This is a genomic window from Streptomyces sp. NBC_01198, from assembly GCF_036010485.1.
Lineage (GTDB): Bacteria > Actinomycetota > Actinomycetes > Streptomycetales > Streptomycetaceae > Actinacidiphila.
In genome coordinates this window covers 5,640,789-5,655,037 of sequence record NZ_CP108568.1, presented here as the reverse complement: position 1 = coordinate 5,655,037, position 14,249 = coordinate 5,640,789, and the positions used below count along the sequence as shown (strand labels likewise).

Below are 14,249 nucleotides of genomic sequence, written 5' to 3'. Positions count from 1 at the left end.
TTACCTCTTCCGTAGCGGGACCCCTGAATTGTTAGAGGGAGCGGAAGGGCAGGTCAAAGAGCCCGTCTACGCACTGCATTCGTAGCGGGAAACGGAGACGCGGATCCTCGGTGCAATGCGGCGCCGCTCATTCACTAGGCGGCTTAGTATGTGACGCACGCCCTATCGAGGGGATCACAAGGGGGCGCCCCCTCATTCACGGGCAGTGAATGAGGGGGCGCTTTATGTGAGGGGAATGTGTGACCCCGGTCACTGCCGGGGCGTCCGTGAATCGGGACAGATCTGGAAAAGCCGGGCCGGAATCGATCTCCGGGGTCCTGGAGAAGGGGTCAGCGGCCCGCCGTCGCAGGTGCGGGGCTGTCGGCGGGGACGGTCCCGGCGGTGCGGGCCGGGCGTACCAGGGCGACGACACCGATCGCGCCGGCGAGGCCCGCGGCCGCCGCGTAGAGGGAGATGCGGTCGAGCCCGGAGGCGTACGCCGCGTGCACCGAGCCGCCGTGGCCGGTGACTGTACGCAGCCGGGCGGAGAAGACCGCGCCGAAGAGGGCGATACCGAGGGTCATCCCGAGCTGCCGCGCCGTGTTGACCGCGCCGCCCGCCATGCCCGCCCGGTGCGGCGGGGCCTCCTCGACCGCGGCCGAGACCAGGACGGGCGTGGTGAAGCCGACGCCGACGCCGATCACCGCCAGGCCCGTGATGATCGCCGCCTGGCCGGAGGAGGCGTGGACCATCACCGCGAGCAGGGCGCAGCCCAGGCCGATGATGAACAGACCGCCGCCGATCGGCACGCGCGCGGGGAGGCGGTGCATGTACCGCCCGCCGACCGCGGCGACGACGAAGGCGGTACCGGCCATCGGCATCAGGGCCAGGCCGCCGCGGATCGGGCTGAGGTGCAGCACGTCCTGCAGCCAGAGGGAGAAGTAGACCAGCCCGCTGAAGGCCGCCGCCTGATACAGCAGGGCGCCGCCGAGCAGACCGCTGAAACCGGGGCGGCGCAGCAGGGCCAGATCGATCATCGGGTGGTCAGAGCGCGCCTCGACGAGCACGAAGGCCACCGCCGCGACCACGGCCACCGCGAAGGCCGTGAGGGTCAGCGGATCGGTCCAGCCGTCGTCGCCGCCGCGGATCAGGGCGTAGGTGAGGGCGGCGGCGGCCAGCGTGAAGGTGGCAGCGCCCGGCAGGTCGAGCCGGCCCGTACCGCGCTTCGCGGCGGCCGGCAGGGCGCGCAGCGCGATCACGACGGCGACCGCCGCGATGGGCAGGTTGACCAGGAAGATGGCCTGCCAGCCGAAGCCCTGGGTGAGCAGGCCGCCGAGAATCGGACCGGCTGCGGCGGCGGCGCCGTTGACCGCGCCCCACACGCCGAAGGCGACCCCGCGGTCGCGGCCCTGATACGTCGCCGCGACCAGTGCGGCCGAGGTGGCGAACATCGCCGCTCCGCCGACGCCCTGCACCGCCCGCGCGCTGATCAGCACGGCGGCGTCCGGGGACAGCGCGGCGCCCAGCGAGGCCGCCGCGAAGACGGTGAGGCCGGCGACGTACAGCCGGCGGTGGCCGAACAGGTCGCCGAGCGAGCCCGCGACCATCAGCAGCGCGGCGAGCGCGAGGGCGTAGCCGTCGATCACCCATTGCAGGGCGGAGAAAGGGGCGTCCAGGTCGGACGCCATGCTCGGCAGGGCGACGTTCACGATCGTGACGTCGACCAGGAGGATGAACGCCCCCAGGCAGATCGTCACGAGGGGCAGCCATTTGCGCATCGGGTGGACTCCGTTCGTGCGGTGCAGCGCGGTGCGGTGCGGTGGTGCGGCGGTGACGGTCACAGGCTGGCGGACCGCGCCTCCACTCCCACAGCCACCGGGGCATCGGTGGCGGAATCCGACACCACCTAGGCTGTCAGGATGCGATCCGACAGCCCGATGATGCCGCTGGGCGATCTCGACCTGCTCGACCAGCAGGTCGCGCAGGCGCTGCAACTCGACGGCCGGGCGCCCTTCCGGCGGATCGGCGAGGTCCTCGGCGTCTCCGACCAGACGGTCGCCCGCCGTTACGCCCGGCTGCGGACGTCCGCCGGGCTGCGGGTGCTCGGGCTGAGCGACCCGCTGCGGATCGGGCTCACGCCGTGGTTCGTCCGGGTGCGCTGCACGCCCGACGCCGCCGCGTCGATCGGCGAGGCGCTGGCCCGGCGTACCGACACCCGCTGGGTCAGCCTGCTGTCCGGCGGTACGGAGATCTGCTGCCTCACCTACGCCTCCGGCCCCGACACGGACGCCGACGCGCTGCTGCTGCAGAAGCTGCCGCGGACGCCGCGGGTGGTGCAGGTGACCGCGCACGCGCTGCTGCACGTCTTCTTCGGCCACGACCTCAGTCCGCTCAGCAGGACCGGGCCGCTGGCGCCCGAGCAGGTACGGGCGCTGCGGCCGCCGCCCGTCGCGGCGGACGGCGAGCCCGCGGTGCTCGGGGAGGAGGACCGGCGGATGTTCACCGCGCTGGCCCACGACGGGCGCACCCCGGCGGCCGGGCTCGCCGCGCTCACCGGCTGGTCCCCGACGACCGTACGGCGCCGGATGGCCGAGCTGCGGGCCTGCGGGGCGCTCTACTACGACCTGGACTTCGGGACCGGCGTCCTGGCGCCCGAGATGCGGGCGGTGCTGCTGCTAGAGGTCGAGCCGGCCGGGCTCGCGGCGGCGGGGCGCGCGCTGGCCGGGCACGAGGAGGTGGCCTTCGCGGCCGCCACGACGGGGACGGCGAATCTTTACGCGTCGCTGCTGTGCCGGGACGCGCGGGCGCTGTACCGATATCTCACCGGGCCGGTGGCGGCCATTGCCGGTGTCCGGCGGACGGAGACAGCCCCGATCCATCGGACCCTGAAGGGTCCCGGTCCCTACCTCGCCCCCGCCCGGGGGCGGCGCGGGTAGGGTCCCGCACGCCCTGCCGGGCGGGGGCTTTCACCGGACCTCCCCCCGGCGGGGGCCGGTCGAGCAGTTCCCCGCGCCCCCCACGCCGCACGCCCTGCCGGGCGCGGCTAGAAGCCGAGTTTGCGGAGTTGTTTCGGGTCGCGTTGCCAGTCCTTGGCCACCTTGACGTGGAGGTCGAGGAAGACGGGGGTGCCGAGGAGTGCCTCGATCTGGTGGCGGGACTTCATGCCGACCTCCTTCAGGCGGGCGCCCTTGGGGCCGATGACGATGCCCTTCTGGCTGGGGCGCTCGATGTAGACGTTGGCGTGGATGTCCAGCAGCGGGCGGTCGGCGGGGCGGCCCTCGCGGGGCAGCATCTCCTCGACGACCACCGCGATCGAGTGCGGCAGCTCGTCGCGTACCCCTTCGAGCGCCGCCTCGCGGATCAGCTCGGCCACCATGATCTGCTCGGGCTCGTCGGTCAGGTCGCCCTCGGGGTAGAGGGCGGGGCCCTCGGGGAGCAGCGGGACGAGCAGGTCGGCGAGCAGGCCGACCTGCTCGCCGGAGACCGCTGAGACCGGCACGACCTCGGCCCATTCGAAGCCGAGGTCGCGGCCGAGCTTGTCGACGGCGAGGAGCTGGTGGGCCAGGGCCTTGGAGTCGATCAGGTCGGTCTTGGTGACGACCGCGACCTTCGGGGTCTTGCGGATCCCGGCCAGCTCGCGCGCGATGAACGTGTCGCCAGGGCCGAGCTTCTGGTCGGCCGGCAGGCAGAAGCCGATCACGTCGACCTCGGCCCAGGTGCTGCGCACCACGTCGTTGAGGCGTTCGCCGAGCAGGGTGCGGGGCTTGTGCAGGCCCGGGGTGTCGACCAGGACGAGCTGGGCCTCCGGGCGGTGCACGATGCCGCGGACGGTGTGCCGGGTCGTCTGTGGCCGGTTGGAGGTGATCGCCACCTTCTGGCCGACCAGAGCGTTCGTGAGGGTGGACTTGCCGGCGTTGGGGCGGCCGACGAAGCAGGCGAAGCCGGACCGGTGCGTGGGGCCGGCGGCGGAGGGGGTACGAGCGCTCATGCGCTTCATTCTCCCCGATGAGGCGAGGCGTTCGACACGGCGATGCGCTTCCGGCCGGGCGGGGATCGCCGAGGGACCGGCCCGGACCGCACCGCGGAGCCGTCCGCAGCGCCTACGATCACGGCGTGCTCACGCACGGCAAGTCCCACGGCGCCGCCGTGCACGCCGCCGCGCGCGGGTCGTCCACGACAGGAGCCCACCGGGATGAAGCTGGTCACCGCGGTCATCAAGCCGTACAAGCTGGACGACGTGAAGACGGCCCTGCAGGAGGTGGGGGTGAAGGGGATGACGGTCACCGAGGCCAGCGGCTTCGGCAGGCAGCGCGGCCACACCGAGGTCTACCGCGGCGCCGAATACCGGGTCGACCTGGTCCCCAAGGTCCGCATCGAGGTGCTGGTCGAGGAGGCGGAGGTGGACGCGGTCATCGACGCCCTGGTCGAGGCCGCGCGCAGCGGCAAGATCGGCGACGGCAAGGTGTGGGCGGTGCCGGTCGACACCGCCGTACGCGTCAGGACCGGCGAACGCGGCCCCGACGCGCTGTGAGGCCGCTCAGCCGGCCGTGACGGTGGCCCGCACGGCTCCGTCGGGGCCGGCCACGATCACCGGCACACCGGACCCGCCGAGGTCGCGGACGGCGGCCCGGTCGGCGTCGGCGGCGCCCTCGGCGGCGGTGACGACCGCGGCCGCCTCCAGCGACGTCGCGCCGCTGGCCACCGCCATCGCGACCGCGGTCTGCAGCGCGCTGAGCCGCAGCGACTCCAGGGCGACCGTGCCGGCCACGTACGTCCTGCCGGTCTCGTCGCGGACGGCCGCGCCCTCCGGCACCCCGTTGCGGGCCCGGGCGGCCCTGGCCAGGGTCACGAGCTTGCGGTCTTCCGGGTCCGGCAGGTCGGCGGCCGGCTGCTGATCGGTCATGGGCGCGATCATAGGGCGTACCCCTGGGCGTGGCTCTGCGTACGTGAACATGCGCGTGCGGCGACCGGCGCCTAGCCTTGCTGGGCAGTGCGCCTGTGAGAGGTGATCCCCATGCTCCTGCACATGCCGTTCGTCATCGCGCTCGCCGCATTCACGGTCTTCCTGAAGCGCAAGAGCGCCCTGAAATCCTGCCACGCCTTCGCCTGCGGAGCCCTCGGCTTCTACCTGGCGGACACCAGCCTGGCCGGCTCCATCCACGAGGCGAGCGCCAACCTGCTGGGCATGCTCGGCAGCTTCGGCCTCTGAGCCAGGAGCTACGACTCCGGGCGGTCGATGACGCGCAGCCAGCTGCCGTCCGGCTGCCGGCGGGCCACCTGGACCCGGCCGCCCGTGCCGTCCTTCGGGGCGGTCGAGGTGAGCGCCAGGTCGCCGCTGATCAGGGTCGGCAGCGGGTCCTCGACCTCGAAGACCGGGTTGGCGGCGAGCAGGCCCGCGTAGAGCTCGCGCAGCGCGGCGGTGCCCTGCGAGGGGCGGTCGGCCGGGAAGGCGACGACGGCGTCGGGCTCGAAGAGCTCCAGGATGCCGTCGAGGTCGCGGGCGTTGACGCGGGCCACAAAGAGGCGGGCGAGGTCCTCGGGGTGCTGGGCGCGTGCACGGGTGTCGGTCATGGTCGGGCTCCCTCGAATCGCTGACGGTCCTTGCTCCCTGCTGTCTCCAGCCTGGCCCGGGCATGACCAGAAGTCCAAGGACTGATTCTGCTAAGCGTCAGAAGCCTGACTCATACCTGGTCGTCGTCGGGCAGCGCATCCTCGTGCGCGGCGGCCTGCGCCGCATCCAGCGGCTCGACCAGCACGGTGCCGATCCGGTTGCGGCGGCCCGCCTGCGTCTCCGCGGTGAGCCGCAGTGCGACCGTCTCGCGCTCGCCGGAACCGTCCTCCGGCAGCGGCACCACGGCCGTGGCGCCCGGGATCGGCACCCGGCCGAGCGACTTGGCGAGCAGGCCGCCGACCGTCTCGACGTCGTCGTCGTCCAGCAGCACCCCGTACAGCTCCCCCAGGTCGCCGATGTCGAGCCGGGCGGTGACCCGGTGGCGGCCGGCGCCCAGTTCCTCCACCGGCGGGGTCTCCCGGTCGTACTCGTCGGTGATCTCGCCGACGATCTCCTCCAGGATGTCCTCGATGGTGACGATGCCCGCGGTGCCGCCGTACTCGTCGACCACCACCGCGACGTGGTTGCGGTCGCGCTGCATCTCCCGCAGCAGGTCGCCGGCGTTCTTGGTGTCGGGCACGAAGGCGGCCGGCCTGATCAGCGTGGAGACCAGGTCGCTCTCGGCCTCCCGGTTGATGTGGGTGCGCCGGGCCAGGTCCTTGAGGTAGACGAAGCCCACGACGTCGTCCTCGCTCTCACCGGTCACCGGGATGCGCGAGAAGCCGCTGCGCAGCGCCAGCGTGGTGGCCTGACGGATCGTCTTGAAGCGCTCGATCATCACCAGTTCGGGCCGCGGCACCATCACCTCGCGCACGATGGTGTCGCCCAGTTCGAAGACCGAGTGCACCATGCGGCGCTCGTCGTCCTCGATCAGCGACTCGGACTCGGCGAGGTCCACCATGGCCCGCAGCTCCGCCTCGCTCGCGAACGGGCCGCGTTTGAAGCCCTTTCCGGGCGTCAGAGCGTTGCCGAGCAGGATCAGCAGCCCGGGCACCGGCCCCATCACCCGGGCCAGCGGCAGCAGCACGTACGAGGCGGCCGTCGCGGTGTTCATCGGGTGCTGGCGGCCGATGGTGCGCGGCGAGACGCCCACCGCCACGTAGGACACTAGCACCATCACGCCGATCGCGACGGCGAGGACCTGCCACGTACGGTCGAAGTTCCGGTCGCAGACGACGGTGATCAGCACGGCAGCCGCGGTCTCGCAGCCGACCCTGACCAGCAGCGCCACATTCAGGTAGCGGGTCGGATCCGAGGCCACCGCCAGCAGGTTCGCGGCGCCCTTGCGGCCAGAGCGCAGCGCGTCCTCGGCGCGGAAGCGGGAGATCCTGGCGATGGCGGCCTCGGCGCACGCGGCCAGCCAGGCGACGATGACGAGCAGGACTGCGGAGACGATCATGCGGTGCGCGCCGCCGTCAGTGGGTGGTGGGCGCGGGCGAGGGCCCCTCGATGCCGCGTTCGGCCCGCCACCCGTCCAGGATGGCCTTCTGCAGGCCGAACATCTCGGCCTTCTCGTCCGCCTCCTCGTGGTCGTACCCGAGCAGGTGCAGGACGCCGTGCACGGTGAGCAGCTGGAGCTCCTCGTCCATGGAGTGCGCGGTCGGCGCCTCCTCGCCCTGCTGCTTGGCGACCTCGGGGCACAGCACGATGTCGCCGAGCAGCCCCTGCGCGGGCTCCTCGTCCTCCTTGCCGGGCCGCAGCTCGTCCATCGGGAAGGACATGACATCGGTGGGGCCCGGCAGGTCCATCCACTGCACGTGCAGCTGCTCCATGGCGGCGGCGTCCACCACGATCACCGACAGCTCGGACAGCGGATGGATGCGCATGCGCTGGAGGGCGTAGCGGGCGGCGTCGAGGACCGCCTGCTCGTCGATCTCCCAGCCGGACTCGTTGTTGACGTCGATCGCCATGATGATGTGGTCGGTTACTTTCTCTTGGGTCGTGCGCCGTTGCCGCCGCCGCGGCCGTTTCCGGCGCCGGCGTCCGCTTCCGCGACCGCGTTGTCGTACCGCTCGTAGGCGTCCACGATGCGTCCGACCAGCTTATGCCGCACCACGTCGGTGCTGGTGAGCCGGGAGAAGTGGACGTCCTCCACGTCTTCGAGGATGTCCTGCACCTGCCGCAGTCCGCTTTTCGTGCCGGTCGGCAGGTCCACCTGGGTGATGTCACCGGTGATGACGATCTTGGACTCGAAGCCGAGCCTGGTCAGGAACATCTTCATCTGCTCGGCGCTGGTGTTCTGTGCCTCGTCCAGGATGATGAACGCGTCGTTGAGGGTGTTGTGGGTGAGCAGGTAGTCCTCGGTGACATACAGCGAGTCGGCTGCGGCGACCTGGATGCACACCGCCTCCTCACGCCCTGCGGGCTCGATGCTGTCGATGAACCGCATCGGGCGGCCACCGCCCCCGGCTGCGGCGTACGCGTCCCGTTTGCGGGTCAGACGGAAGGGCTCGACCCCTTGCGGCAGCCGGATGTCGATGACGTGGGCGTCGTAGCGGTGGTGCACGTCGCGCCCGTTCACCCGGCCGGGCTTCCGCCCTTCCGCGGCCCTGCGGCGGGTGTACGCCACCCCGCCCAGGGACTGGACCAGGGCGACCACGTCGTCCCGGAGCAGGATGGACGTGGTGGTGTACTGAACGCGGCACGTACGGCCTGCCTGGACGACCGGTCCGCCGTCGGCGTCCAGGAGGCCCTGCAGCACGGCCAGCCTGACCTCGGCGGAATTCTGCAGATAGGCATCGGGCACGAACTTCGCGTGCGAACGGTTGCCGAGCAGGTCGAGCGTCCTCAGGGAGGCCGTGGCCGGATTCTCCAGCGTGATGACGTCGCCGGGCGTGCTTACCCGGTCCTTCCAGACCACGCTGACGCCGGGCAGTGCAGCTTGCAGAGCCGATACCAGTTCGGGGTCGGCGGAGGCGAAGGAGGGTGTGGTGGAGCCGGTGAGGCAGCCGTCGCCGAGCAGCAGACCAAGGGCGTACGGGTCCATCGGGACGTCCTGGGCCGGGAGGCACACCGGCGCCGTCAGCAGCGGCAGCTCGTAGCGCCGTGCGTGCGCGGCCCGGAGCTTCCCGATCATCTCCTTCGTCTCCAGGACGCGCCACGGCCTGTCGCGACGGCGGTCGGCGGCCGTCCTGACCGTCCAGAGATGGTCCCCGCAGCACAGCGTCGACGACCCGTCCTGGGCCGTGACGCGGTAGACATCCTTCTCGCCCTGCGGATACACACCGAGAACCGGGGTCGGCTCCCCGTTCGACCCGACGACCAGGTCACCGACCTGGAGCTCCCCGATGGGGCGGAAGCCCGAGGGCGTGAGGACCTTGGTGAAGGTCGGCTGCGCGCGGCCGCGCATGTACGCCAGCGGGGCGACCTCGATGGTGCCGGCAGCCATCAGGCGGGGGATCGAGTCCGGGTCCAGCATGTCGTGCAGGGCGTCGTAGAGCGGGCGCAGATACGGGTCGATCTTCTCGTAGAGCGTGCCGGGCAGGAAGCCGAGACGCTCGCCGGCCTCGACCGCGGGGCGGGTCAGGATGATGCGGTTGACCTGCTTGGACTGCAGGGCCTGCACGGCCTTGGCCATCGCCAGATACGTCTTGCCGGTACCGGCGGGGCCGATGCCGAAGACGATGGTGTGGCGGTCGATCGCGTCCACGTACCGCTTCTGGTTGAGCGTCTTGGGACGGATGGTGCGGCCGCGGCTGGACAGGATGTTCTGGGTGAGCACCTGGGCGGGTGTCTCGGCGTCCTCGTCGGCGGCGCTGCCGTTGGCCCGGAGCATGGCGATGGACCGCTCCACGGCGTCCTCCGTCATGGGCTGGCCGGTGCGCAGCACCAGCATCATCTCGTCGAAGAGCCGCTGGACGAGGGCCACGTCGTCGGCCTCGCCGACGGCGCTGATCTCGTTGCCCCGTACATGGATGTCGACGGCCGGGAACGCCTGCTCGATCACGCGGAGGAGAGCGTCGCCAGATCCCAGGACGGTCACCATGGGGTGCTTGGCCGGTACGACGAAGTGGGCGCGCGCCTGCGGCGGCTGCTGCTTTGTCGGTGTCTGAGTCATGGGCCGGCGCTAAGGCCTGCTCATCCCGCTTTCTGCTGATCGAGGACCCCCGTCGGGCCCTGGGCTACCAAGCCTACGACGTGCGACCTTGACGGGCTCGGGGATTTGCCGTTGTGGACCGGCCGCCGGCCCGCTCGCGACCGGCGGCGGGCGCGGCCGCGTACCGGCGGCCCGGCCGATCCGGGCGCGGGCGCCGGTCATACCCGGCGGAAGCCGATGGTGGGCACCGCCCGCGGCAGCGGCCAGCGGCGCGGGGCGGGTGGGATCAGCGCGTCCAGGAAGGCGTACCGCCGCAGCGCCTCCGGCGGGGTGCCGGCCGCGGCCTTGGCCCGCGTCCACCAGGCGGCGACCTCGGTCCAGCCGGGCGCGGACAGCGACCCGCCGAACTCCTGGACCGACAGCGCCGCGCACAGCGAGCCGAAGGCGAGCCGGTCGGCGAGCGGCCAGCCGGCCAGCGTGCCGGTGACGAAGCCGGCCACGAACACGTCCCCGGCGCCGGTGGGGTCGAGGGCGTCCACGATCAGCGCCGGCACCTCGGCGGTCTCGCCGCTGCCCGCGTCCACGGCGACCGCGCCCTCGGCGCCGAGGGTGACCACGGCCAGCGGGACCAGTTCGGCGAGCCTGCGGGCGGCGGCGGCCGGGGTCGCGGTGCGGGTGTAGCGCATGGCCTCCTCCGCGTTGGGCAGGAAGGCGGCGCAGTGGGCGAGGCCGTCGAGGTCGGCCGGATCCCAGCGGCCGGTGTCGTCCCAGCCGACGTCGGCGAAGACCTGGGTGCCGGCCGCGGCGGCCTGGGCGATCCACTCACGGTCCGGGTCGGGCGCCGGCTCCTCGTCGGAGGCCCGCTCGCGCTGGCCGAGCGAGGCGACCGCGGCCCTGGCCGGCGGCGGGCAGGCCGGCACGGTCTCCTCCGGCGGCGCCCGGTGCCCGTGGCTGACCATGGTGCGCTCGCCCTCGTAGGCCATCGAGACGGTGACCGGGGAGTGCCAGCCGGGGACCCGCCGGGAGGGCCCCAGATCGATGCCCTCGCCGGTCGCCAGGCAGTCCCAGCAGTAGTCGCCGTACATGTCGTCGCCGAAGGCCGCCGCCAGGGTGGTGTGCAGGCCGAGGCGGGCGAGCGCCGTCGCCATGTTGGCCACCCCGCCGGGGCTCGAACCCATGCCGCGCGCCCATGACTCGGTGCCGCGTACCGGCGCGCTGTCCAGGCCGGTGAAGATGATGTCGAGGAACACGGTGCCGGTGAGGTAGACATCGGTCGCCGGGTCCCCCGGGGCGCGCACGGCGCCGAGCGGGTCGAGAACGGGCTGGTCGTCCATGGAACACACTGTGCACGACCGCACTGACAGTGACGAGGAAGATCGGGACGGAGCACGGGTGAAGCTCACGGTTCTTGGGGGTGGCGGCTTCCGGGTGCCGCTGGTGCACCGGGCACTGGCCGGCGATCCGCTGATCACCGAGCTGGTGCTGTACGACGAGGACCCGCGGCGGCTGCGGGTGGTGGCGGCGGTGCTGGCGCAGTCCGGCGCGGGCGGCCCCGCGGTGCGGCTCGCGGACGGTCTGGACGACGCGGTGCGGGGCGCGGACTTCGTCTTCTCCGCGATCCGGGTCGGCGGCACGGCGGGGCGGGTGCGCGACGAGCGGCTGCCGCTGGCCGAGGGGGTGCTCGGGCAGGAGACGGTCGGCGCCGGCGGGGTGCTCTACGGGCTGCGGACGCTGCCGGTCGCGGTGCGGATCGCCGAACGCGTGCGGGCGCTGGCGCCGGACGCCTGGGTGATCAACTTCACCAATCCGGCGGGCATGGTCACCGAGGCGATGTCCCGGCTGCTCGGCCCGCGGGTGATCGGCATCTGCGACTCGCCGGTCGGCCTGGTGCGGCGGGCCGCGCGGGCGGCGGGCGCCGATCCGGACGCACCGGACTTCGGCTACGACTACGTGGGGCTGAACCACCTGGGCTGGCTGCGCCGCCTCACGGTGGCCGGGCGCGACAGGCTGCCCGGCCTGCTCGCGGACCCCGCGGCGCTCGGCACCTTCGAGGAGGGCCGGCTCTTCGGCGCCCCCTGGCTCGCGGCGCTCGGCTCGCTGCCGAACGAGTACCTGCACTACTACTACTTCCGCCGCGAGACGCTGGCCGCGGTGCAGGCGGCGGACACCACCCGGGGTGAATTCCTGGACCGGCAGCAGGGCGACTTCTTCGCGGCGGCGGACCGCGAGCCGTCCAGGGCGTACGAGCTGTGGCAGGGCGCCCGGCGGGAGCGGGAGGAGACCTACGGCGCCGACAGCCGTGCGGCCAGCGGCGGTTGGCAGCGCGATCCGCACGACCTGGACGGCGGCGGTTACGACCGGGTGGCGCTGGCGCTGATGCGGGCCATCGCGCGTGACGAGCGGGCGGTGCTGATCCTCAACGTGCCGGCCGGCGGGGCGCTGCCGTTCCTGGACGCCGACGCGGTGGTGGAAGTGCCGTGCGAGGTCGGCGCGTCCGGGGCGCGTCCGATGCCGGTGGCGGCGCCGGACGAGCACCAGGCCGGGCTGATGCTGGCGGTCAAGGCGGTGGAGCGGGCGGCGATCGAGGCGGCGGCGACGGGGTCCCGGCGGGCCGCGCTGCGGGCGCTGGCGCTGCATCCGCTGGTGGACTCGCCCGCGGTCGCCGGCCGCGTCCTGGACGCGGCCGGCTGGTGACCCCGGGCGCCCCGTCCGCCCGTCCCGCACCAGGCGGCCATCCGGTGACGTTTCGGCGAACTCCGGTGAAACACCAGGGAAACAGCTTCTGACCTGCGATGTGACGATACGCGCGTAGACCTTCCTTGACCTGCCCGGATCAGGGGGTCTAACTTTCGCCGCACCAACCAGCGTTGAAGGAGCACCGTCATGTCCCGTGCCCGTCTGTCCCGCCGCTCGCTGGCACTGACCGCCGCCGCGGTCACCCTGGGCGCCACCTTCTACGGCGTCGGCGCCGCCACCGCGGACAACTCGGTGCCGCGCAGCGACAAGCAGATCCCCAACCTCACCGACGTGGTGAACGAGATCAAGGCCTACTACGGCGACACCGTCGACGCCTCGGGCGAGCACTTCGCGTCGGCGGACAGCAGCTACGCCCACCAGCTGGCCGGTATCGAGGCCAAGGCCACTTCCGACCTGGCCCACGCCCTGCGCTCCGGCGGGCACGGCAGGCACGACGCCCACGGCAAGAAGCCGGCGATCGTGCTGGACGTCGACGACACCAGCGTGCTGACGTACAACTACGAGCTGGAGGTCGGCTTCAACTACACCCCGGCCAGCAACCAGGCCTACCTGGACAGCAAGAACATGCCGGCCGTCTTCGGCATGGACACCCTCGCCAACTGGGCCGCGGACCAGGGCGTCACGGTCTTCTGGATCACCGGCCGCCCCGAGGCCCAGCGCGCCGACACCGTACGGAACCTGTCGGCGGTCGGCTACAAGTCCGCGCCCGACACCGCCCACCTCTACCTGAAGAACAGCACGAACCCGCCGGCGTATCTGAGCTGCGGCTCGACCTGCACGACCATCCAGTACAAGTCCGGCACCCGGGCGCACATCGAGTCGCTGGGCTACGACATCATCGGCAACTTCGGCGACCAGTACAGCGACCTGTCAGGCGGTTACGCCGACAAGTCCTTCAAGCTGCCCAACCCGATGTACTTCCTGCCGTAGCCAGGACCGCGGGTCCCGGGCTCAGCGGCGGCGGGGCACCGGGACCCGCGTCAGGTCCGCGGCGATCGTCAGGCCGCCGGTGAAGCCCGCCGCCCTGGCCTGCTCCTGGAAACCCCCGGGCTCGGGGTAGCGCTGCGAGAAGTGCGTCAGCACCAGGTGGCGTACGCCCGCGTCGCGGGCCACCGCAGCGGCCTGTCCCGCGGTCAGATGGCCGTACTCCTCGGCGATCGCCGCGTCCTGGTCCTGGAAGGTCGACTCGATCACCAGCAGGTCGCAGCCGTCGGCCAGCCGCGGCACGGCGTCGCACAGCCGGGTGTCCATGACGAAGGCGAACCGCTGTCCCGGGCGCGGCTCGCTGACCTCGGCCAGGGTGACGCCGTTCAGCACGCCCTCGCGCTGCAGGCGGCCGACGTCGGGTCCCGCGATGCCGCGCTCGGCCAGCCTGGCGGGCAGCATCCGGCGCCCGTCGGGCTCGGTCAGCCGGTAGCCGTAGGACTCCACCGGATGGGACAGCCGGCGGGCCTCCAGGGTGAAGTCCGCGGTCACCGCAAGGACCCCGTCGCCGGCCACCGGTTCCTCGCGCAGGGCCACGGTCTCGCGGTAGGCGGTGGCGTGCCGCAGCCGGTCGAAGTAGCGCTGCCCGCTCGCCGGGTAGTGCGCGGTGACCGGGTGCGGCACCCGGTCGAGGTTGATCCGCTGGATCACCCCGGCAAGGCCGAGGCTGTGGTCGCCGTGGAAGTGGGTGACGCAGATCCGCGTCAGGTCGTGCGTGGACACCCCGGCGTGCAGCATCTGGCGCTGGCTGCCCTCGCCGGGGTCGAAGAGGATGCCCTCGCCGTCCCAGCGCAGTACGTAGCCGTTGTGGTTGCGCTGCCGGGTCGGCACCTGGCTGGCGGTGCCGAGGACGACGAGTTCGCGGGGCGACATCGGTGGACG

14 protein-coding genes are annotated in these 14,249 nt (G+C 72.5%); 5 read left to right on the top strand and 9 right to left on the bottom strand.

Annotated features, from left to right (window positions below; translation table 11 throughout):
• Positions 1 to 329 precede the first annotated feature (329 nt).
• On the bottom strand, positions 330 to 1,757 hold the full coding sequence (locus tag OG702_RS25140; protein ID WP_327291203.1) for an MFS transporter: 1,428 nt from the start codon (positions 1,755 to 1,757) through the stop codon (positions 330 to 332).
• 141 nt (positions 1,758 to 1,898) lie between these two features.
• Here OG702_RS25140 and OG702_RS25135 point away from each other — a divergent pair, with 141 nt between their 5' ends.
• On the top strand, positions 1,899 to 2,915 hold the full coding sequence (locus OG702_RS25135; RefSeq protein ID WP_327291202.1) for an Lrp/AsnC family transcriptional regulator: 1,017 nt from the start codon (positions 1,899 to 1,901) through the stop codon (positions 2,913 to 2,915).
• 107 nt (positions 2,916 to 3,022) lie between these two features.
• Here the strand turns inward: OG702_RS25135 and era are convergent, their stop codons facing one another.
• Positions 3,023 to 3,976, bottom strand: coding sequence for a GTPase Era (era, locus tag OG702_RS25130; protein WP_442814529.1), 954 nt, complete (start codon positions 3,974 to 3,976; stop codon positions 3,023 to 3,025).
• Between the two features lie 195 nt (positions 3,977 to 4,171).
• Here era and OG702_RS25125 point away from each other — a divergent pair, with 195 nt between their 5' ends.
• Positions 4,172 to 4,510 carry a P-II family nitrogen regulator gene (locus tag OG702_RS25125; protein WP_327291200.1) on the top strand — a complete coding sequence of 113 codons (339 nt, stop codon included), beginning with the start codon at positions 4,172 to 4,174 and terminating at the stop codon, positions 4,508 to 4,510.
• A gap of 6 nt (positions 4,511 to 4,516) precedes the next feature.
• Here the strand turns inward: OG702_RS25125 and OG702_RS25120 are convergent, their stop codons facing one another.
• Positions 4,517 to 4,894: a cytidine deaminase gene (locus OG702_RS25120; RefSeq protein ID WP_442814528.1), complete on the bottom strand. Its 378-nt coding sequence runs from the start codon at positions 4,892 to 4,894 to the stop codon at positions 4,517 to 4,519.
• A gap of 99 nt (positions 4,895 to 4,993) precedes the next feature.
• On the opposite strand from OG702_RS25120, the gene OG702_RS25115 reads away from it, so the two are divergent.
• A complete protein-coding gene (locus tag OG702_RS25115) occupies positions 4,994 to 5,188 on the top strand; it encodes a hypothetical protein (protein ID WP_327291198.1) in 195 nt (64 codons plus the stop codon).
• Positions 5,189 to 5,196: 8 nt separating this feature from the next.
• Here the strand turns inward: OG702_RS25115 and OG702_RS25110 are convergent, their stop codons facing one another.
• The 5 genes from OG702_RS25110 to OG702_RS25090 form a co-directional block, all read right to left on the bottom strand.
• Positions 5,197 to 5,550: a YybH family protein gene (locus OG702_RS25110; protein ID WP_327291197.1), complete on the bottom strand. Its 354-nt coding sequence runs from the start codon at positions 5,548 to 5,550 to the stop codon at positions 5,197 to 5,199.
• A gap of 110 nt (positions 5,551 to 5,660) precedes the next feature.
• Entirely contained in the window at positions 5,661 to 6,989 is a 1,329-nt protein-coding gene (locus OG702_RS25105) for a hemolysin family protein (RefSeq protein ID WP_327291196.1), read from the bottom strand.
• A 16-nt stretch (positions 6,990 to 7,005) separates the two neighbouring features.
• The gene (ybeY, locus tag OG702_RS25100) at positions 7,006 to 7,500 is read right to left on the bottom strand and encodes an rRNA maturation RNase YbeY (protein WP_327291194.1); all 495 of its coding nucleotides are present in this window, start codon (positions 7,498 to 7,500) and stop codon (positions 7,006 to 7,008) included.
• A gap of 14 nt (positions 7,501 to 7,514) precedes the next feature.
• Positions 7,515 to 9,647 carry a PhoH family protein gene (locus tag OG702_RS25095; protein WP_327291192.1) on the bottom strand — a complete coding sequence of 711 codons (2,133 nt, stop codon included), beginning with the start codon at positions 9,645 to 9,647 and terminating at the stop codon, positions 7,515 to 7,517.
• A gap of 197 nt (positions 9,648 to 9,844) precedes the next feature.
• The gene (locus tag OG702_RS25090) at positions 9,845 to 10,960 is read right to left on the bottom strand and encodes a carbohydrate kinase family protein (RefSeq protein ID WP_327291191.1); all 1,116 of its coding nucleotides are present in this window, start codon (positions 10,958 to 10,960) and stop codon (positions 9,845 to 9,847) included.
• Positions 10,961 to 11,018: 58 nt separating this feature from the next.
• On the opposite strand from OG702_RS25090, the gene OG702_RS25085 reads away from it, so the two are divergent.
• Both OG702_RS25085 and OG702_RS25080 read left to right on the top strand, forming a co-directional pair.
• Entirely contained in the window at positions 11,019 to 12,320 is a 1,302-nt protein-coding gene (locus OG702_RS25085; RefSeq protein ID WP_442814527.1) for a family 4 glycosyl hydrolase, read from the top strand.
• A 189-nt stretch (positions 12,321 to 12,509) separates the two neighbouring features.
• Positions 12,510 to 13,313, top strand: coding sequence for an HAD family acid phosphatase (locus OG702_RS25080; protein WP_327291189.1), 804 nt, complete (start codon positions 12,510 to 12,512; stop codon positions 13,311 to 13,313).
• Positions 13,314 to 13,334: 21 nt separating this feature from the next.
• Here the strand turns inward: OG702_RS25080 and OG702_RS25075 are convergent, their stop codons facing one another.
• On the bottom strand, positions 13,335 to 14,240 hold the full coding sequence (locus tag OG702_RS25075; protein ID WP_327291188.1) for a ribonuclease Z: 906 nt from the start codon (positions 14,238 to 14,240) through the stop codon (positions 13,335 to 13,337).
• Positions 14,241 to 14,249: the final 9 nt, after the last annotated feature.